Source organism: Octadecabacter ascidiaceicola, from assembly GCF_900185015.1.
Taxonomy (GTDB): domain Bacteria; phylum Pseudomonadota; class Alphaproteobacteria; order Rhodobacterales; family Rhodobacteraceae; genus Octadecabacter; species Octadecabacter ascidiaceicola.
This window is the reverse complement of the sequence record NZ_FXYD01000003.1, coordinates 371,951-390,986: the sequence shown is the minus strand read 5'-3', so window position 1 is coordinate 390,986 and position 19,036 is coordinate 371,951. Positions and strand designations below refer to the sequence as shown.

The window sequence follows — 19,036 nt, the reverse complement described above, 5'->3', positions numbered from 1 at the left end:
TAGCGGAGCCCTTTTTATTTCTGTTGTAACTGATGCACGCATCCATTGGGCGTGAAAATTGCGCGACCAGTTACCTAGCCGTGCCACGTCATACTCAAGAAATGATTCCTTAGATTCCAGCGTCGATAATCGCCTTCGCCAGTACTGGTATAGTCTTTTCGTTCAGACCTGCGATGTTCATGCGGCTGTCGCCAACCATGTAAATCCCGTGATCCGCACGCAGCTTTTCCACCAGCTCGGGTGTGGTTCCCAATTGCGAGAACATACCGCGATGCTCCGCCAGGAAATCAAAGCGGTCAGAATTGGACAGGCGACGCAATTCAGCGGCAAGCTGCTTGCGCAATTCCAGCATGCCAAGGCGAACCTCTTCCAGCTCAGCCTCCCAATCAGCGCGCAGTTCTGGGTCGTTCAGGATCGTCGTAACAACGCGCGCACCGTGATCCGGTGGGAAGCTAAAGTTCTGGCGGTTCAGAAAGGACATGTTCTGCTGCGCCAAGTCACGCTGCGCCGTGTCTTTGGTGACAGACATCAAGATGCCAGTACGCTCGCGGTACACACCGAAGTTCTTTGAACAGCTCGCCGCGATCAGCACGTTGTCAAAGCTGGATGCAACCAAACGCGTCGCCGCGCCGTCTTCGGCCAAGCCATCACCAAAGCCCTGATAGGCAATGTCGACGAATGGCACGGCGGACTTTTCTTTCAGCAGATCGATCACGCCCTTCCACTGCGGCTTGGTCAGGTTCGCGCCTGTTGGGTTGTGACAACAGCCGTGTAACAGCACCACATCACCCGGCAACACAGCACCAAGGTCTGTCAACATGCCGACATAATCCACATTGCGTGTTTCGGTGTCGAAGTAACGATAGGTCTTCGACTTCATACCAAGATATTTGATGATGGACGGGTGGTTTGGCCACGTTGGGTCAGACAACCAGACAGTCGCGCCGGGTGCTGCAAGCTTGATCAGCTCAAGCGCTTGGCGAATGGCACCTGTGCCACCAGGTGTTGCAACCGCTGCAATACGGTCACGCTCAACTGCTCCGTCCAGAACCAGTCCGATCATCGCATCGCTAAACGCGGGGTCGCCAGCCAGACCAGTGTAGGCCTTTGTGCTTTGCTCTTTAACCAGACGTTTTTCGGCTGCTTTCACGGCCCGCATCACAGGCGTGTTGCCGCTCGCGTCTTTGTAAACGCCAACACCTAGGTCGACTTTGCTGTCCCGCTCGTCTTCGCGGTACGCTGCCATCAGCGCGAGGATTTTGTCCTTGGGTTGTGCAGAAAGATTCTCAAACATTACGCGTCTCCAGTCGCAATTGGTAAGTCATCGAAAGTGCCCCATTCGGACCAGCTTCCATCATAAACAGCGTGGTCGGTCTTGCCGATGCGTTCCATCGCAAGTGCTAGGATCGAGGCTGTTACCCCTGACCCACACGACAAGATCGCGGGCTTGGCCAGATCAACACCCGCCTTTCGGAACACCTCAGCCAAGACTTCGTTGGACTTCATGGTGCCGTCAGGGTTCAGTAAATCTTTGTAAAAAACGTTGCGCGAATTCGGGATATGGCCCGAGCGCATTCCTTCACGTGGTTCCGAAGCTTCGCCCGTGAAGCGTTCCGGTGCGCGGGCGTCCACAATCACGTAATCTCCCAGCTTGGATGCAGATGCGACCTGCGTGACGTCCTTCACCATATGGTTCTGACGGGACACTGTCATATGGCGATCGCGCACCATCGGCGGCAGGTCCTCAACCGCGCGGCCTTCCGCCTGCCATTTAGGAAACCCACCATCCAACACCGCCACATCAGTTTTGCCCATCAAACGGAACAGCCACCAAACACGTGCTGCACTAAACAAACCAGAACCGTCATAAACAACAACCTGATGGCCATCGCCCACACCCAATTTGCGCATGCGTGACATGAACTTCTCAACAGAAGGAACCATGTGCGGCAGCTCGGAGCGATGATCGCTCACATCATCAATGTCAAAGAAACGCGCACCTGGAATGTGGGCCGCCGTGTATTCCGCTTTCGCATCCCGCTCGTCGTCGGGCATGTACCAAGACGCGTCCAAAACCCGCAGGTCAGGGTCTTTCAGATGGTCAGCCAACCAATCGGTTGAAACGAGTGTTTTAGGGTCATCGGAAGCCATAGCATCCCCCGTGTCTGCAGGCGTTTCGGGAACAATACGTCCCTAACCCTGCGCCCCTTCTTTCGCAAGGTTCCGCAAACAAAAAGGGAGCGCCGCAGCATCGCCGGGCGCTCCCCCAATCAGTTGTTCGGCAATTTAGCCTTTGGACATCATGTTCTTGATGATGCCACCGATGCCGCCAAGTGCTGCGCCGCCAGCGCCACCGCCAGCAATACCAGACACAAGCGTGCCAATGTCAAAGTTGCTCACAGCTTCAGCTGCTTCCGCGCCGCCAGTTGCGTCCATGCCAAGCGAACCAAGGATAGAACCAGCACCCAAACCGCCAACTGCGCCAAGTACTGTGTTCATCATGCCGCCGCCATTCAAAGCGCCCGCAACCTTGCCGATGATGTTACCGCCAGCCGCACCAGAGAGCGCTGGGATCAATAGTCCAAGAATCATTTCCATAGTCGTGTTCCTTCAATTCAGGCGGCGTATATTGTTGTGCACACAACCCAGCCCACCACAGGTTGTGTTGTGCGCAGGTTAACAGAAGTGGTTAATGGATCAATAGTGGGAGTGTCAGGAGGGTTTTCCCCCTTAAAAACAAAGCGCTAATTTGTGGTCAGTCGCCGTGGCGCAGCAATCTGGCCTTCTGGCGACCCCAATCGCGTTTCGCCTCGGTTGCACGTTTATCTTGCTTTTGCTTACCCTTAGCGATCGCGATTTTGATTTTCACGCGGCCTTTGTGGTTGAAATACATAACCAACGGCACAAGCGTCATGCCTTCGCGTTGGGTCGCATTCCACATCCGCACCAGCTCGCGTTTTGAGACCAGCAATTTGCGTCGCGCCCGTTCTTCATGGGGAAACATCGCTTGCTTGTAAGGCGCGATATAAGAATTCACGAGCCAAAGTTCACCGTTCTCAACGGCTGCATAACTGTCGGCGATGTTGGATTGGCCCGTGCGAAGCGACTTCACTTCAGACCCCGTTAGAATGATCCCACACTCAACGTCGCTCTCGATTGCGAAATCGTAGCGCGCACGCCGGTTCTCGGCGATCACTTTGTAGTTTGGGTCGGTTGCGGGTTTCTTTGCCATAACGCCTTGCAGATAGGGGATGGCGCGGCGTGCGACAACCCGTACGGTGGGTGAAACTGAAACGTAGGCGTAGAATGACACCAATCATCGACAACCAAACAGCGCGACGCATGTTTCTGGACCACCACTTACTGCTGGGCGCACGGTCGGGGTCCGGCAAGGGCGATGACTTGCAATCAGTGATCGACCATCTTGGGTTCGTTCAGGTCGACAGCGTAAACACGCTGGCCCGCGCCCATGACCTCATCCTTTGGTCGCGCCGCCAGCAATACCGCGCGCCGAACTTGCCCAAACACATGAAAACCCGCGGCGCTTTCGAACATTGGACCCACGATGCCTCTGTCATTTCCATGCAGAACTTCCCGATGTGGCGTCACAAGTTCGCGAAAGACAAGGCGTTCATGGACAAACGCTGGGGCGCATGGCGACGAGAAGGGTTTCGCGAACAGCTCGACGCAGTGCTGCGCCAAATCACGGACGAGGGCCGTTGTTCCTCAATGGATGTTGGCAAAGATGAAAAGAAAGGCTCAGGCGGGTGGTGGGACTGGCACCCGTCTAAGACCGCACTCGAATATCTTTGGCGTTCCGGTACTCTGTCGGTTTGCCACCGAAAAGGGTTTCGCAAAGTTTACGACCTGACCGAACGGGTCATTCCGCCTGAATACTTGAAAGCCCGTATGCCGTTGGATGGGATGATTGATTGTGCCTGCGTTCAGGCTTTGCAGGCGCTCGGTTTTGCGACATCAGGTGAGATTGCAGCATTCTATGAAATCGTCACCCCAGCGCAGGCGAAAACATGGTGCGCCACCGCCTTGGCCGATCACCGCATCCTTGAGGCACAGATCGAGGCCGCAGATGGATCGCTGCGTTCCTCCTTCATCTTGGCCGAAAAACTCAATGCGCCAACGCCTGAGCCAAACAATCGCGTCCGGTTGCTCTCCCCGTTTGATCCCGCCCTGCGCGACCGAAAACGCGCAGAACGTCTGTTCAACTTCCACTACCGCATCGAAATCTTCGTACCTGCGCCCAAACGCCAATACGGATATTACGTGTTCCCTGTCATGCAGGGGGACCGCATGATCGGCCGCATTGATACCAAACGTGATGGCGACACGACCTTGGTCACGGCCTTTTGGCCTGAAAAAGGCGTGCGCATGGGCAAAGCCCGCATAAAGGCGCTCGAAGCCGAAATCGATCGCGTCGCGAAATTTGTGGGCAGCGCTGACGTAAACTGGGAAGCTGATTGGCTGAAAGAAAACACTTGAACGACGTTCAAAAACATGTAATTAAGATAATGAACATCGTTCAAATACTTATGGAGGTGCCACATGGCCCACGTCATTCAAACCGAAGCCCTTGTGGAGGAGGGGGTCATCACTTCCGATCAAGGCGCCATCATTGCACGCCGTTCGCGGCAAGTGATGGTTTCCCTCGTTATCAACGCCGTCCTGTGTTTCGGCATTATCGCCGCCGCCGCCGGGTTTATCGGACTGCTGGCTGACGCGCTTGCTGTTGCTGTCGTTGGTGGCCTGTTCCTCGGGATCGGTGCCACGATCCTTGTAAAAGCCACAGACATTTACCGCATGTTCGGTACTGCCTCCGCACTCATCGGTGCGGGCATGTTGACGGGCGGTGCCTCGATTGAAATTCTTGATATATTCGGGGAAACAACTGGCGGGCTCATGCTCTTGATTATCGGCCTCATCGGGGCGGCAATCGCTGCATTTTTTCACCGCAAAGGACCAGAGCACATGGGCTTCTTAACCGCTAGCATTCTCCTCATGACAGGTGCGATGCACATAGGTGGTTTGTATTTGTGGGCAGGTTCCGCAGACGTTTCTGGCATCGTCGTTCCGATGCTGCACTTCTACGTCGCCGCCGCCATTTTCGCGGTCGGTATGTTCATCGACGTGCGCTTCATAACCGCGCTCGCGATTATCCCCTTCGCGCAAATGCTGGACACGGGCACGTTCTACTTCCACGCGATGTACGCCTTCTACAGTCCCGAAACCACGCTCAGCATTGTGCAACTTGCCGTCGCAATGGCCGCCTGTGTCGCCGTCGCAGGTTTGCTGACAGATCGCTACCGCCGCCACACGCATATGTTCGGCATCATGGCCTTCATTGTCGCCAATCTGTGTTTCCTCGTCGGCTCGCTTTGGGGTGACATTGTGGGCAGCCACATCTGGGGCCCGGGCTATCGCGACTACAGCGATGATTACCAAACCTACCGTGATGCGGTTGATGCGTTCGAGGCCAACACCCTCGTGATCTCAGAACATGTCTATTCAATCGTTTGGGCAATCCTGCTGATCGCTGCGGCCTTCTGGTCAGCACACACCAACCGTCGCGGTATCTTTAACGCGGCCATGACCTTCGGTGCGATCCACGCCTACACGCAAGCGTTCGAGACGTTTTACGATGAACCCCTCGCCTACGTCATTGGTGGTTTGGCGGCTATTCCGCTCGCTTGGGGCCTGTGGCGCCTGAACGATCAGTTCGAAAGCCGAAACGCCCCCGAACAAATCGCAGCCTAAAACGCAAACGGGCGGGGATCATACCCCGCCCGTTTCGATTCTTACGTTAGCTCAAATCTAGTTCAGCAAACCTGCATGCACCATCGCAGCACGCATCAATTCTTTGGTCTCATCGGTCAACCCCGTCAGCGGCGAGCGAACGTCCTCAGAACACATCCCAAGCAATGACATCCCGTACTTTGCACCGACCAAACCAGGCTCGGTAAAGATCGCCTTATGAAGCGGCATCAAACGGTCATTGATCGCCAATGCGGCATCGTAGTCACCGTTCAGCGTCGCGTTTTGCATTTGCGCACAAAGGGCAGGTGCGACGTTCGCGGTCACAGAAATGCAGCCAACACCGCCCTGTGCGTTAAACCCGATCGCTGTTGGATCTTCGCCGGACACCTGAACGAAATCAGTGCCGCAAGACAAACGCTGGTTCGGAACACGAGCCAGATCACCTGTTGCGTCTTTCACGCCCACGATCATCTCGTGCTTGGCCAGCTCACCCATCGTTTCAGGTGTCATATCAACAACGGAACGACCCGGAATGTTGTAAATTACAATCGGCAAACCACAGTCGGCCGCTGCCGTGTAGTGGGCAACAAGCCCGCGCTGCGTTGGCTTGTTGTAATATGGCGTTACGACCAAAGCCGCATCCGCACCCGCTGCTTTTGCAGCCTGCACCAAACGCACGGTTTCTGCGGTGTTGTTAGACCCGGCACCCGCAACAATCGGAAAACGCCCAGCTGCCGCTTCAACAACAGTTTCAACAACTTTGTCGTGCTCGGAATGGCTCAACGTCGGGGATTCGCCCGTCGTGCCCACAGGCACCAACCCGTGCGACCCTTGATCGACATGCCACTCGACAAGTTTTTTCAACGTATCGAGATCCAGCTGGCCGTTCGTGAACGGCGTGACAAGAGCAGGCAAAGAACCTTTGATCATGATACGCATCCTTTATAGGGGGACCGGAATTGGTCCGTTAATATCCGCGTCCTTAGTGGGGTTTTCCGCCTTTGCCAAGTTTGTGAGTTGCGCGGCACATCGGATAAACTACCTATGTGACTTGAAGACGCCTAGACTGGGGCGGAAAGGATACGAACTGCAATGAAGGCAATCGTCGTTTCAGCACTGGCCGGATGGCTTATGGCGGCACCCGTTTGGGCGCAAGAATCGCCTGATGATGAAACGTTTTCGGACGCTCTTGCCTCTTTGGAGGGAAGTGCAGACGCGACCCCAAGCTTTGTAAATGGCACCCAAGTCGAACAGGACCTGCTGGAATGGGTGTATTATCGCGACAGTGACACGGACGCCCCCTTTGCCAGTTTCGCGGACTTTCTGGATCGTCGCCCCCACTGGCCTGGAAACAGCCGTATCCGCGCAAATGCCGAACGCACGATAGACGAAAACGTTTCAACGCTATACGCTCTGCGGTTCTTTGATGGCGCTGATATCGAAACAGGACAAGGTGCGGTCGCCTATGCGAATGCCCTGATCGCCGATGGTCGCCGCGATGAAGCCGAAGCGATGCTAATCGACGTTTGGCGCAACGACGCGCTGACAAATTCCAGCCACCAAGCCATCATAAACGCATACCCCGACGTCGTGGCCCCGTATCACGAAGACCGCGCCGACATGCTGCTTTGGCGTTGGCGTACAACGGACGCCACGAACGTCCTTCCGCTTCTGGACGAGGGGCATCAGGCGCTTACTCGTGCACGTATTGCGATCATCAATCGCGCTGGTGACATCAACGCCCGTGAAGAGCTCATTCCAGACCGTCTAAAAGACAGCCCCGGCCTGCACTACGACCGCTTCAACTGGTTTGCGGACCGTGGCGATTGGACCCAAGCCAGCATTATCCTCACAGCACAATCCACCAGCGCAGAACGCCTTGGTATCCCTTGGCGCTGGGGCTCATGGCGGCGCACGCTTGCCCGCTGGCACATGCGCGAAGGCAACATCGACCTCGCGTATGATTTCGCATCTGACCATTTCATCGCGCCAGAAGAAAACAATTATGCAGACCTAGAATGGCTGTCCGGCTACATCGCCCTGACATACCTCAAGGACTACGACCTCGCGTTGACCCATTTCACCCGCTTTGACGGGGCCGTTGCATCGCCGATCTCCAAAGGGCGGGCAGGGTACTGGCTAGGCCGCGCACACGAAGGTCTCGGTAATGCCGAAGCCGCAATCGCTTCCTTCCAAGCGGGTGCGCAACATCAGACATCCTTCTATGGCTTACTGTCTGCCGAACGCCTTGGCCTCACGATGAATCCTGATCTCGTCGGTGGTGAGAACTTCGGCGATTGGCGCACAAGTCAGGTCCTGAATAACGAACTGGTGCAAGCTGGTTTAACCCTTCTCGGCGCGGGCGAACGTGGCCTTGCCGTGCTGTTCTTCCGCGACGCCGCACAAACAATGTCACGCCAAGAAATCGGGCAGCTCGGCGCGATGTTCATGGAAATGGAAGAACCTTTTTACACCGTGCTCATCGCCAAAACGGTAGTGCGTGGTGACCTTATCGTGCAAGACGCTTACTTTCCGGTGCACCCGATGGCGCAAATGGATCTTCCGGTTGAACCCGCCCTTGCGCTGGCGATTGCACGTCAGGAATCCGAGTTTCGAACGGACGCAGGCAGCAGTGTCGGCGCGCTGGGCTTGATGCAACTGATGCCCGCCACCGCACAGGAAGTCGCAGGCTGGCTCGACTTGCCTTATGGCCGCGGACGTCTGACAACCGACTGGGCCTATAACGCGACACTTGGGTCCGAATACCTCGCGTTCCTCACCCGTGAATTCGGCGATTCTCCGGTGATGATTGCGGCAGGTTACAACGCTGGCCCCAGCCGCCCGAAGTCATGGATGGGTGAGCGGGGTGATCCGCGCCGCAGCATCCTCAACCCTGATCCGGTGGACGTAATCGACTGGATCGAACACATCCCGTTTCGCGAAACCCGTAACTACGTCATGCGCGTGACCGAAGGTATTCCTGTCTACCGTGCGCGTCTTACAGGGCAAATCGGCCCCGTCGCTTTCACTGATATCCTAATTGGTGCTGCACCTGTCATTCGCCCTGTCGCACGTCCTGAACGTGCCGCGCCGCTCCAGCCAGATGAAGTCGAAGACGCTGTTCAAGACGCTGTCGATCGCCCGCCTGTCCGTCGTGCCGGCGAACTCTCTCCATCTGCACCAACAGGTCCGCAATCCATCCGCCCCGTTGCACGGGCGGGCGAGTGATCAGGCAACGCGCTGCGCGCGCCACAGCGTAAACATACCCGCCGCAACAACCAACGCCGCACCAACCGCCACATTGGGCGCAATGGTCTCATTGAAAACGCTGATCCCGATGGCACTCGCAAAAACCAATTGCAAATAGGCAAACGGCTGCACAGCACTTGCCTCGGCAACTTCATAGGTTTTGATCAACAACCAATGCCCCGTGGCCCCTGTGATGCACAGCGCGCCCATCCACCACCAATCACTTCCCGCCATCGGTTCCCACATCCATAAGCCCAATGGCGTCAGTGCGACGGCCCCAACAACACCCGTCCAAAAGAACGACGTTGCAGTGCTGTCCTGACGCGCCGCATACCGCGTCAGCAATCCGTAAAGCGCGAACATGAACGCCGCCAGCAGCGGAATAGCCGCCGCAGGGCTGAACATCGCAACCCCTGGTTTCAGGATGATCAACACGCCAATGAACCCCACACCAATCGCGGACCACCGCCGCCAGCCGACGTTTTCGCCCAAAATGGGGCCAGATAGCGCCGCGATCAAAAGCGGATAACAGGTGAAAATCGCATGTGCCTCAACCAAGCCAAGGTAGATAAACGCAGTGACCATGACGCAGATTTCGGATGCCAGCAAAAGCCCGCGAAAGGCTTGCAACAATGGCTGTCGTGTTCGCGCCGCTGCCCGTACCGACCCAGCCTGACGTCGTGCAATCGCAATCACAAACGCCGCAAAGAACCAGTAGCGGATGGTGACGATCATCAGCACGTTGTATTCGCCAGCCAAATGGCGGCTGATCCCGTCCTGAACCGCAAACACGAACGTCGTGGCGATCATCAACACAACGCCAAGGCGCACGTTCTGGGTGGTCATAGCGCCCCTCGCACCATGTGTCGCTTACGCCCGAACCCTTGCACGCGTTCAATCGTAAACCCCGCGTCGGTCAACCCGCGGCGCACAAATCCGGCTGCTGTATAGGTGGCAACCGTGCCACCCGCTGCCGTATGCACCGCGACCTGTGCCATCAAATCCGCGCCCCAAAGTTCAGGGTTCTTGGCGGGGGAAAACCCGTCCAGATACCACGCATCCGCGCGCCCATCCCAATCCGGCAAAGTTTCCCGCGCATCCCCGACCACCACACGCAATTCGAAATCGGGCCCGCTAATCCGTGGGCTCAGAATATTCATATCCGCGTCTTCTTCGATGAAATCCATCGGCAACCCGTCAAACGCATCCAGCGCGCGGATCATATCGGCAATCGGCATCGGAAAGGCCTCGAAGCTTGTGAACCGCAACTTGCCCTGCACACCCGCCTTACGCCACGCCGCCAGTGTCACCAGAAAATTCAGCCCCGTGCCGAACCCCAGCTCACCCACATGAAACCCATCCGTAAACCGTTCAGGCAGATCATTGCCCGCCAGAAACACATGCTCAGTCTCGGCGACCCCGTTATCAAGCGAATAATACGGGTCATCAAATTGCAGCGACACCGGCACGCCACTATCGCGCCATTCCAAATTCGCCCGCTGGTCTGTCATGTCGTAGTGTCCTATCTGGTCAAGGGGACCATGAAAGCAGGCGGCAGTGATAGCAACGGTAGATGTAACAATTCGCGGGGCAGGGGCATTCGGCCTAAGTGTCGCGTGGGCCTGCCAAAAGGCGGGCGCGACCGTGCGCGTGGTCGATCCCAACGGCGTCGCTGCTGGTGCATCGGGTGGCATCGTTGGCGCTTTGGCCCCTCATGTGCCCGAACAATGGAACCCGAAAAAAGCATTCCAACTGGAAAGCCTACTGATGGCTGAAAGCTGGTGGGCGGAAATTGAAAAGAAGGGCGGGGAACCTTCCGGCTACGCCCGAACAGGACGCCTGCAATCCTTGCCCGAAAACATGCTCCACCTCGCGCAAGAACGCGGCGTAAACGCGCGAACCCTCTGGCAAGGCCGCGCTGTGTGGGAGGTGATCCCCGCGCAAGATGGTTTTGCGCCTATGTCTGACACGGGCCTGCTCATCCACGACACCCTGACTGGGCGCATTCACCCGAAACAGGCTTGCCTGTCCCTCGCGGCAGCCATCCAAGCTGGCGGTGGCGAGATCGTGCAAGCCGCCCCGCACGAAGGCCACGTCGTCTGGGCTACAGGTTGGCAAGGGCTGGAAGAGCTCACCGCACAACACACCCGTTTGGTCGGCGCGGGCATCAAAGGCCAAGCGATCTTGCTGGATTACGACGCACGCACCGCGCCGCAACTGTTCATCGACGGCCTGCACATCATCCCGCATTTCGACGGCACAACGGCAATCGGCGCCACGACAGAACGCGACTACGACGAACCATTCACAACAGACACCCAATGCGACGCGCTCTTGGCGAAGGCCCGCACCGCCGTTCCTGCGCTGCAAGATGCCGCTGAAATCAGGCGCTGGGCAGGCCTGCGTCCACGTGCCCGCACCCGCGCACCCATGCTCGGCGCACACCCCTTCCGGAAAGGTGAATTCATCGCGAACGGTGGCTTCAAGATCGGCTTCGGTATGGCTCCGCTCGCGGCTGAAAAACTGACGCATCTTATCCTGAGTGGAGAAAATACTATCCCACCAGACTTTGACCCGATCAAAAGCCTCTAGCGCAGGACCCTCTCCCTGCGCTGCAACCCAATTGCCCGTCATACCCAAGGTTGCCTCCAAGTCTTCGCGCAAATAACCCGCGATCACCTGGATCACATTCGGGACCACACATTCAAATTCGATCCTTGCGGCAAAAGATCGGCTGAAGCCTAACTCCAAAAGAAAACAAACTGCCGCCAAAGCCCTTGCACTTCCTGTACGGTATCGCATTCTGCGCATTTAATGTCGGAGGAATCTATGCAACGTCACGGTGGCCAAATTCTCGTCGATCAACTCGTAAAGTTCGGTGTGCGAAGGGTTTTTTCTGTCCCTGGTGAAAGCTTTCTGGCCGCATTGGATGGCCTCTATGACGTTGGAATTGATAACATCGTTTGCCGCCAAGAAGGCGGCGTTGCGATGATGGCTGAAGCCTATGGGAAACTAACCGGACAGCCTGGCGTGGCCTTTGTCACTCGTGGCCCTGGCGCGACAAATGCGTCCGCTGGCATTCACATCGCGCAACAAGACAGCACGCCCCTCGTGCTGTTCGTCGGCCAAATTCGCGCGCAAGATCATGACCGCGAAGCGTTTCAAGAGGTCGACTATAAGTCCATGTTTGGTGGGCTGTGCAAGTGGGTCGCCGAGGTAAACCAAACCGAACGCCTGCCTGAATACATCGCCCGCGCCTTTACCATCGCGACGGCAGGCCGCCCGGGTCCGGTGGTTCTCGCTTTGCCCGAAGACATGCTTTCGGCAATGGCAGATACGCCAGACAGTGCAGGTCCTGTGGTCGAACTGGCACCAACACTACAGTCAGTTGCCGAAGACGCGATCACATGGATATCAGGGTTTGAGCGCCCCCTTGTCGTCGTTGGTGGCCCGCATTGGTCCGCTGAAGCCGTTGAAGACCTTGCTACGTTCGCAACCACGCAAAACCTTCCCGTCGCGCTGGGCTTTCGCCGGCAAGACTACCTCGACAACCGCCATCCGAATTACGCCGGTGATCTGAACGTTGGCGTAAACCCAAAGCTCGCGCAGCGTGTTCGCGACGCCGATGCCCTCCTCGTGATCGGCTCCCGATTGGGTGACATTGAAACCCAAGGCTATTCCTTGGTCGATCCTGCCAACCCGCACTGCGCGATCCTGCACGTTCACGTGGACCCGAACGAACCGGGCCATGTCTATCGCCCCGACATCGCCGTCACATCCGATGCCGTTTCATTCACCCGTGCGCTGTCGCGCTTGCCGGCATGCGCTACGGATTGGTCGGATTGGACCAAGAGCGCGCGGGCGGATTATGACGCGTGGAAGACCCCGCAAGAAACGCCGGGCGATGTGAAACTCGAATCTGTGATCGAGTGGCTGTCCGACACTTTGCCAGAAGATGCGATCCTGACAAATGGCGCAGGCAACTACGCCGCCTTCCTGCACCGTTATTTCGTCTATAAAGGCTACGGAACCCAACTCGCCCCGACGTCGGGGTCAATGGGGTACGGCTTTCCCGCTGCGGTCTCTGCATCCCTCGAAAACCCAGACAAAACGGTTGTGTGCTTAGCAGGCGATGGGTGCTTTCAGATGACCTTGAACGAGCTTTCGACAGCGGCCCAACACGGCGCGACCCCGATCGTCGTTGTCGCCAACAATGGACGCTACGGGACCATCCGCATGCATCAGGAAAAACACTACCCCGGCCGCGTGTCCGGCACGATGCTCGCCAATCCGGATTTCTCAGCGCTTGCGCAGGCCTACGGTGGCCACGGTGAAACCGTTACGAAGACTGCCGACTTCGCTCCCGCCTTTGAACGTGCAAAGGAAAGCGGTACTTTCGCGGTAATTGAACTCATCGTTAGCGAAGATGCACTTTCAACGAACCTAACACTCAGCGGGTTGGCGAAATCCTAGGCGGTCAATTGCGTCCGTAGTTTCTCACCGATCTCGTCAATATGCGCCTGTGTAAGCGTCAGCGGCGGTGACATGCACAGAGTATCGCCAACAGGCCGCGCAATCAATCCGGCGTCCCATAGTCCGGCATAGGCGGCACGGCCCGCGTCACCGACGGCGCCATCTTGGTGCAAATGAACAGCGCCAATGATGCCGCAGTTACGAACATCCATCACGGCAGGAAGGTCGGTCAAGGAATGCAGCATATCTTCCCATGGCTGCGCCATCGCCGCCGCGTTCTCGAAAATCTGCTCGTCGCGGTAAGCATCAAGCGTCGCGATGCACGCCGCTGACGCCAAGGGGTGACCGGAATAGGTGTACCCGTGGAACAGATCCGGCATCGTCTTTGGCCCGTTGCGGAACGCATCACGCACCGCCGCCGTCGCCAAAACACCACCCATCGGAACGGTCGCGTTTGTCATGCCCTTGGCACAGGTCACAAGGTCTGGCTGCACACCAAACGCTTCAAACGCGAACGGCGTACCAAGGCGTCCGAACCCTGTGATGACCTCATCGAAGATCAACAGGATGCCATGCTCATCGCAAATCTCACGCAGGCGTTTCAAGTAACCAACTGGGGGCGGGAACACACCGCCAGCCCCCGACACGGGCTCAACAATCACAGCCGCAATCGTGTGACCGCCATGAAGCTCGCACAGGCGCTGCAGATCATCTGCCAGTTCCGCGCCGTGTTCAGGCAACCCGCGTGAATTGGTGTTCTCGGGCAACCACGTGTGACGCATATGCGCGGTGGATGGATAAAGCGTGCCAAACTGTCCTTTGTTCAGTCCCAAACCACCAACTGACAAGCCGCCGAAGTTAATCCCATGATAGGCCTTTTCACGCCCCACCAAAATCCGCCGCTGCCCGTCACCACGCGCAGTGTGATAGGCCAGTGCGATCTTCAGCGCGGTATCTACCGCTTCGGAACCGGAGTTGGTGAAAAACACATGATCAAACCCAGGGGCCAGTGCTGTAACACGCGCCGCCGCCTCGAATGCCAAAGGATGCCCTTGGTTGAAGTTATGCACGAAATCCAGCGTCGCAGCTTGGTCCTGAATAGCCTTGGTGATGGTCGGATGATTGTGCCCCGCATTGCAGCACCACAGCCCGCCAGTCCCATCCAGCAGCTCATGTCCGTCAATTGTTGTGTAACGCACACCTTCCGCCTTTGAAATCAGGCGCGGGCTATCCTTGAACGCCTCGGACGGCGTAAAAGGCATCCAAAAGCTATCAAGGTCGTTAGGAACAGTCGGGTTTTCGCGGGCTGTGTCTGGCATGAATGGACTCCTTTGAAGGAACCCTGTCACACCAATTTGCGCCTGCCAAGAGTTGTGATTGCCTATCCCTGCGGCGGCAAAAATGCCTCAACCGAAGCAGACGCAACTACGATGACATTGCCGTTGTCAGGGTTGGCTACATTCAGCCCACCTTTTACCGCCTTAACGCTCGCACGCCCCCGTGGGAGGTTGCTAACCAAAGCGTCACAATCCACCGCATCAGGGTCTTGCACCCCAATCGTCACCTGCACGCGCATGGCGTCATGGTTTAGCCCCGTGGCCTCGAACAGTGGGATCGAGGAATGGCGCAATGCATCTTCAATCGCACGCGCGGCGGCCTTGGTATAGTCCTGACCATACAGGTCATTGCCCATGCCCATTTCAATGATGAACCGCTGATCCGTCATGCGCCCAACTCCAATGCTACCGACAAGGCGACATTCGCGATCACCGTCGGCAACCCGTCTGGGCGCGGCACATCTAATCCGCCCTCAACCACGCTGAACGTCAGCTGCCCGTACGGAAAAATATCGCGCAGGGCGTCGGTATCGACTGCATCCGGTTGTTGCACGCCAATCTCAACCGTGATCTGCATGTCCTCTTTCTCTTTGCCATAAAGCTCCGCCAGATTAATGGAGTTATGCCAAAGCGCGTCCTGCAACGCGCGCCGCGCAGCTTGTGTGTAGTCTTGACGACGCAGGGATGTTCCCATGCCAAATTCTGTCAAAAGACGCGTTGCCATCAAACGATCTCCCAGTGGGTTGCAGTGTTTTCTTGCCATCCATTGCGATGCAATAATGGCGTGTCAGACGTTTCAGCGGGATAGCCCACACAAAGATACGCCGTAAGCTGCCAGCTGTCGGGTACATCAAAGGCCGCTTTCGCCGCAATGGGGTCAAGGATCGAAACCCAGCCCACGCCGATATTTTCGGCCCGCGCCGCCAGCCAAAATGTATGGATCGCTGTAACGGTTGAGTAGGCCAGCATTTCGGGCATCGTTTGGCGACCCAAGCCTGCGCCTTCTTGTGGATCGCAGTCCGTCCACACCGCCAAATGCACGGGCGCCTCGATCATGCCGGACAGTTTCATCGCGCGGTATTTGGCGGCTTTTGCGTCGTCGTAGATCGCGCTAGCCGCCTCATTTGCACTTTCGAAATTCGCGATCATTTTGTTTCGCAAATCGACGTCCTCAACTTGCAACACGCACCACGGACGTGCGTTTCCAACGGCAGGTGCAAAATCCATTGCGCTTTGCAATCGCGTCAAGATTTCAGGCGCAATCGGGTCCGTCTTGAAATGCCGGACATCGCGTCGCCAGGCCAACACATCCGACAACGCATCGCGATGATGTTGGCCTAACTCCATTAGAACTCAACGCCAATCTGTGCCTTGATACCAGACCGGAACGGGTGCTTCACCAGTTCCATCTCAGTCACCAAATCAGCAATTTCAATCAGATCCGCATGGGCATTGCGCCCTGTCAGCACCACATGGGTCATCTCAGGTTTTTCTTCCACAAGGAACTCAACCACGTCTGCAATCGGCACATAATCATACCGGATCGCGATGTTGATCTCATCCAACAGCACCATCGAATTTTTCGGGTCGCGGATCAGCTCTTTGGCCTTTTCCCATGCGGCCATTGCCATCTCGGTGTCGCGGGTTTTGTCTTGGGTTTCCCATGTGAACCCTTCGCCCATCGTGTGGAAGGCGCATTCATCCTTGAACTTGGACAGGATCAAATCACGCTCGCCCGTGCTCATCCCGCCTTTGATGAACTGCACAACCGCGCAGGGCATCCCATGGGCGATATGGCGGAAAATCATCCCGAACGCGGCAGAGGACTTACCCTTGCCCTTACCCGTGTGAACCATGATCAGACCCTTCTTATCGGTCTTTGTCGCCATGATTTTATCGCGCGCGGCCTTCTTCTTGGCCATTTTCATCGCGTGGCGGTCTGCATCTTCAGTCATCTCATGGCTCCCATCTGTGCGAATGTCAGAGTGCGATAACCAAGCCTTCTTGCCAAGCAAAAAGGGCCACCCAATGAGGGTAGCCCTTCCATCCTTCCATCTAAATGGCGAGGGTTATTCCGCCGGAATAGCGTGCCCCGTCGCAGGCTTGCCAAAGTGACGGCGGTTCAGGTGCAGAACCAGCAGGATCATTGCGACTTGGAAACCGATTGCCACAGCCGTCAGCGCCCAATATGCGATGCCGAATTTGGCGATGATGCCAGCCGCGACCAAGCCTTTGTTGATCCAGAACTGGGTCATCACGGACAACGCGACACCGGGGCAAATCAAGGCATACGCACCGGGTGAGTTCTTGCCGCCACGCAGAAACGCATCCACATATTTCTGACGACGTAGAACCAGTACGCCAAGTGCCGAGAACGCAAGTTGGATCGACAGAATGGTTGTGGACAGCAGCAGATTAGCAGCCTTATCGGAATGGCCGTCAAATGTGGTGTGCAAACCGTGGTCCTGGCGCATCATCATAATGCCAAGGACTGTGAGGATTGGCACAACCATCATCAATGTCGGCGCACTTTCCTTGGCAGTACCGTGGTGCAACATTGAGTTGAAAGCGACAACTGCAGCAACCAGCGCATAAAGGCCGGCAATCGTGCCAACAAAGATCGACAGAACAAGCGAGATACCAACAGTCAACGGAACCGTGCTCATCGCGGCAGGCGCAGAGAGGCCGACTGCAACCATTGCCAGTGCGAAAGCAGGCATAAGCTGCGCGAACGAGTTATTCGCCGTCACGTCAAACACGCCACCTTCAGACAGAACACGACCCAAGAAATCACCAATACGGCAGAATGCAATGAAGCCGATGATTGCAAACGCTACCAGTGCGGCTGGGAACAGATACTCAACAATGCCCCACAAGCCCGGGACGAAAACAAGCCCAACGATGAACAACCCGTTCACCGTCATTGCAGTTGCCAACGGCATAGCTAGCAATTGCGTTTCACCGTTCGAATTGACCAGCTTTTCGTAGGCAGGTGTCTTGGAAAACTTCGAGAGCGCCGAGAAGTTCCAGAGCAGTGACTTAATGTTCAGGAATGCCATGCCAGCAATACCCGTCATGGCGATGGCAATTGCCGCCTTCATCGCCAGTGAACCACTCGCGAACGTTGCCATGATGTCCTCAAATACAGGAACAGGCGCGTTTGGGTGCGGGACCCAGAACATTAGGTACATAAAGAACGTGACGGACAGGCCGCCCGCGCCAAGGGATGCAAGAAAATAGAGCGGAGAATAAGTGTCCGCAGGTCTCGAAAGCGGTGTCATTGGATTGATCCTTTTATTTCTCATAGGCTCATCTGTATCAGATTTGGGGGGCATTACTTTGATATATATCAAAACTTGAATATGTTATTTGATGCCAAACAGGGGCTCCCTTACGTCACGTGCACTGCGACGATAGACAAAGCGTATTGTTAGGGGGCGTTTATGTTTTTCATCGTTTGGGGCTCACGCGGGCGGAACAAAGAAATCAGCGCTGGCAAGTTTTATTGCCCGGATTGCGGCGACTACCGCGCCTACAAAAAGATCGCCGTAACGCGCTGGTTCACCCTCTACTGGATCCCGCTCTTTCCCATGGGCAAACCCGTAGGTGAATACGTTGAATGCGGTTCCTGTAAATCAACTTTCAACGAACGCGTCCTTGAAATGGACCCAAAAGCAGCCTCCGAAAAGTTCGAGGCAGCGTTCTCAATCGCGGCCAAGCGCGTCATGTTCAAAATGGCCTTGGCCGACGGCGAAATCGACCAATCCGAAATCGACACCATCACACAGGCCTTCGCCAACATCACCAAGCGAGAGATCGATCCCGCAGACATCGCCGCCGAACTCGAAGCAGCTAAGTCCGACACGCGCCCTGTAGCCGAATACCTGCGCGGGGTGGCCGCTGGTTTGAACGATACTGGCAAAGAACTTGTGTTGCGTTCCGCGATTGCGGTTGCGAAGGCAGATGGACATATCGACGATACCGAGGTCGTTGAAATGCACCAGCTCGCCTTCGCGCTCGATTTTCCAAAGGCCTATGCCAACGGAATTTTCATGGAAGAGGGCGTGCCGCCGATCACTAGAAGTGCAGCATAACTAACGCGAGATTCAACGGCCCACCACACGCGCTGATTGCTAGCCTAGTGTTTGAAATCACTTATTTTTCCCCCTAAACTTCCGCGACGTAAACAGACACTCTTAGTCCTAGAA

Annotated in this window: 19 protein-coding genes; 6 read left to right on the top strand and 13 right to left on the bottom strand. The window is 56.4% G+C overall.

Features of this window, described 5'->3' with window-relative positions; genetic code table 11:
• Positions 1 to 109: 109 nt before the first annotated feature.
• The 4 genes from OCA8868_RS10830 to smpB form a co-directional block, all read right to left on the bottom strand.
• Positions 110 to 1,294 carry an amino acid aminotransferase gene (locus OCA8868_RS10830; RefSeq protein ID WP_093996580.1) on the bottom strand — a complete coding sequence of 395 codons (1,185 nt, stop codon included), beginning with the start codon at positions 1,292 to 1,294 and terminating at the stop codon, positions 110 to 112.
• Positions 1,294 to 2,151, bottom strand: a complete 858-nt coding sequence (sseA, locus tag OCA8868_RS10825; RefSeq protein WP_093996579.1) for a 3-mercaptopyruvate sulfurtransferase — start codon at positions 2,149 to 2,151, stop codon at positions 1,294 to 1,296. The genes OCA8868_RS10830 and sseA overlap by 1 nt, the downstream gene beginning before the upstream one ends.
• Positions 2,152 to 2,286: 135 nt before the next feature.
• A complete protein-coding gene (locus tag OCA8868_RS10820; RefSeq protein WP_093996578.1) occupies positions 2,287 to 2,598 on the bottom strand; it encodes a hypothetical protein in 312 nt (103 codons plus the stop codon).
• A gap of 157 nt (positions 2,599 to 2,755) precedes the next feature.
• On the bottom strand, positions 2,756 to 3,232 hold the full coding sequence (smpB, locus tag OCA8868_RS10815) for an SsrA-binding protein SmpB (RefSeq protein WP_093996577.1): 477 nt from the start codon (positions 3,230 to 3,232) through the stop codon (positions 2,756 to 2,758).
• A 74-nt stretch (positions 3,233 to 3,306) separates the two neighbouring features.
• On the opposite strand from smpB, the gene OCA8868_RS10810 reads away from it, so the two are divergent.
• Positions 3,307 to 4,497, top strand: a complete 1,191-nt coding sequence (locus OCA8868_RS10810) for a winged helix-turn-helix domain-containing protein (RefSeq protein ID WP_093996576.1) — start codon at positions 3,307 to 3,309, stop codon at positions 4,495 to 4,497.
• Positions 4,498 to 4,560: 63 nt separating this feature from the next.
• Entirely contained in the window at positions 4,561 to 5,769 is a 1,209-nt protein-coding gene (locus OCA8868_RS10805; protein WP_093996575.1) for a hypothetical protein, read from the top strand.
• A gap of 57 nt (positions 5,770 to 5,826) precedes the next feature.
• On the opposite strand, the gene dapA is transcribed toward OCA8868_RS10805, so the two are convergent.
• Entirely contained in the window at positions 5,827 to 6,699 is an 873-nt protein-coding gene (dapA, locus tag OCA8868_RS10800; RefSeq protein ID WP_093996786.1) for a 4-hydroxy-tetrahydrodipicolinate synthase, read from the bottom strand.
• 162 nt (positions 6,700 to 6,861) lie between these two features.
• Here dapA and OCA8868_RS10795 point away from each other — a divergent pair, with 162 nt between their 5' ends.
• Positions 6,862 to 8,997, top strand: coding sequence for a lytic transglycosylase domain-containing protein (locus OCA8868_RS10795; protein ID WP_093996574.1), 2,136 nt, complete (start codon positions 6,862 to 6,864; stop codon positions 8,995 to 8,997).
• Here OCA8868_RS10795 and OCA8868_RS10790 read toward each other — a convergent pair whose 3' ends face one another.
• Together OCA8868_RS10790 and mnmC2 are read right to left on the bottom strand one after the other, a co-directional pair.
• A complete protein-coding gene (locus OCA8868_RS10790; RefSeq protein ID WP_093996573.1) occupies positions 8,998 to 9,864 on the bottom strand; it encodes a DMT family transporter in 867 nt (288 codons plus the stop codon).
• Positions 9,861 to 10,529, bottom strand: coding sequence for a tRNA (5-methylaminomethyl-2-thiouridine)(34)-methyltransferase MnmC2 (gene mnmC2, locus OCA8868_RS10785; RefSeq protein ID WP_093996572.1), 669 nt, complete (start codon positions 10,527 to 10,529; stop codon positions 9,861 to 9,863). The genes OCA8868_RS10790 and mnmC2 overlap by 4 nt, the downstream gene beginning before the upstream one ends.
• 49 nt (positions 10,530 to 10,578) lie before the next feature.
• On the opposite strand from mnmC2, the gene OCA8868_RS10780 reads away from it, so the two are divergent.
• Together OCA8868_RS10780 and OCA8868_RS10775 are read left to right on the top strand one after the other, a co-directional pair.
• Positions 10,579 to 11,610 carry an NAD(P)/FAD-dependent oxidoreductase gene (locus OCA8868_RS10780; RefSeq protein WP_093996785.1) on the top strand — a complete coding sequence of 344 codons (1,032 nt, stop codon included), beginning with the start codon at positions 10,579 to 10,581 and terminating at the stop codon, positions 11,608 to 11,610.
• A gap of 237 nt (positions 11,611 to 11,847) precedes the next feature.
• Positions 11,848 to 13,491 carry a thiamine pyrophosphate-binding protein gene (locus OCA8868_RS10775; RefSeq protein WP_093996571.1) on the top strand — a complete coding sequence of 548 codons (1,644 nt, stop codon included), beginning with the start codon at positions 11,848 to 11,850 and terminating at the stop codon, positions 13,489 to 13,491.
• Here the strand turns inward: OCA8868_RS10775 and aptA are convergent.
• The 6 genes from aptA to OCA8868_RS10745 form a co-directional block, all read right to left on the bottom strand.
• On the bottom strand, positions 13,488 to 14,810 hold the full coding sequence (aptA, locus tag OCA8868_RS10770) for an omega-aminotransferase AptA (RefSeq protein WP_093996570.1): 1,323 nt from the start codon (positions 14,808 to 14,810) through the stop codon (positions 13,488 to 13,490). The genes OCA8868_RS10775 and aptA overlap by 4 nt on opposite strands.
• A 62-nt stretch (positions 14,811 to 14,872) precedes the next feature.
• Positions 14,873 to 15,217: a Lin0512 family protein gene (locus OCA8868_RS10765; protein ID WP_093996569.1), complete on the bottom strand. Its 345-nt coding sequence runs from the start codon at positions 15,215 to 15,217 to the stop codon at positions 14,873 to 14,875.
• Positions 15,214 to 15,552, bottom strand: coding sequence for a Lin0512 family protein (locus tag OCA8868_RS10760; protein WP_093996568.1), 339 nt, complete (start codon positions 15,550 to 15,552; stop codon positions 15,214 to 15,216). Before OCA8868_RS10760 ends, OCA8868_RS10765 begins: the two co-directional genes overlap by 4 nt.
• The gene (gene bluB / locus OCA8868_RS10755; RefSeq protein WP_093996567.1) at positions 15,552 to 16,175 is read right to left on the bottom strand and encodes a 5,6-dimethylbenzimidazole synthase; all 624 of its coding nucleotides are present in this window, start codon (positions 16,173 to 16,175) and stop codon (positions 15,552 to 15,554) included. The genes OCA8868_RS10760 and bluB overlap by 1 nt, the downstream gene beginning before the upstream one ends.
• Positions 16,175 to 16,783, bottom strand: coding sequence for a cob(I)yrinic acid a,c-diamide adenosyltransferase (gene cobO, locus OCA8868_RS10750; RefSeq protein ID WP_093996566.1), 609 nt, complete (start codon positions 16,781 to 16,783; stop codon positions 16,175 to 16,177). Before cobO ends, bluB begins: the two co-directional genes overlap by 1 nt.
• A 114-nt stretch (positions 16,784 to 16,897) precedes the next feature.
• On the bottom strand, positions 16,898 to 18,109 hold the full coding sequence (locus tag OCA8868_RS10745; protein WP_093996565.1) for a TsoY family (seleno)protein: 1,212 nt from the start codon (positions 18,107 to 18,109) through the stop codon (positions 16,898 to 16,900).
• A 162-nt stretch (positions 18,110 to 18,271) separates the two neighbouring features.
• Between OCA8868_RS10745 and OCA8868_RS10740 the strand changes: the two genes are divergently transcribed.
• Positions 18,272 to 18,922 carry a TerB family tellurite resistance protein gene (locus tag OCA8868_RS10740; RefSeq protein WP_093996564.1) on the top strand — a complete coding sequence of 217 codons (651 nt, stop codon included), beginning with the start codon at positions 18,272 to 18,274 and terminating at the stop codon, positions 18,920 to 18,922.
• The last annotated feature ends 114 nt before the right edge of the window (positions 18,923 to 19,036 follow it).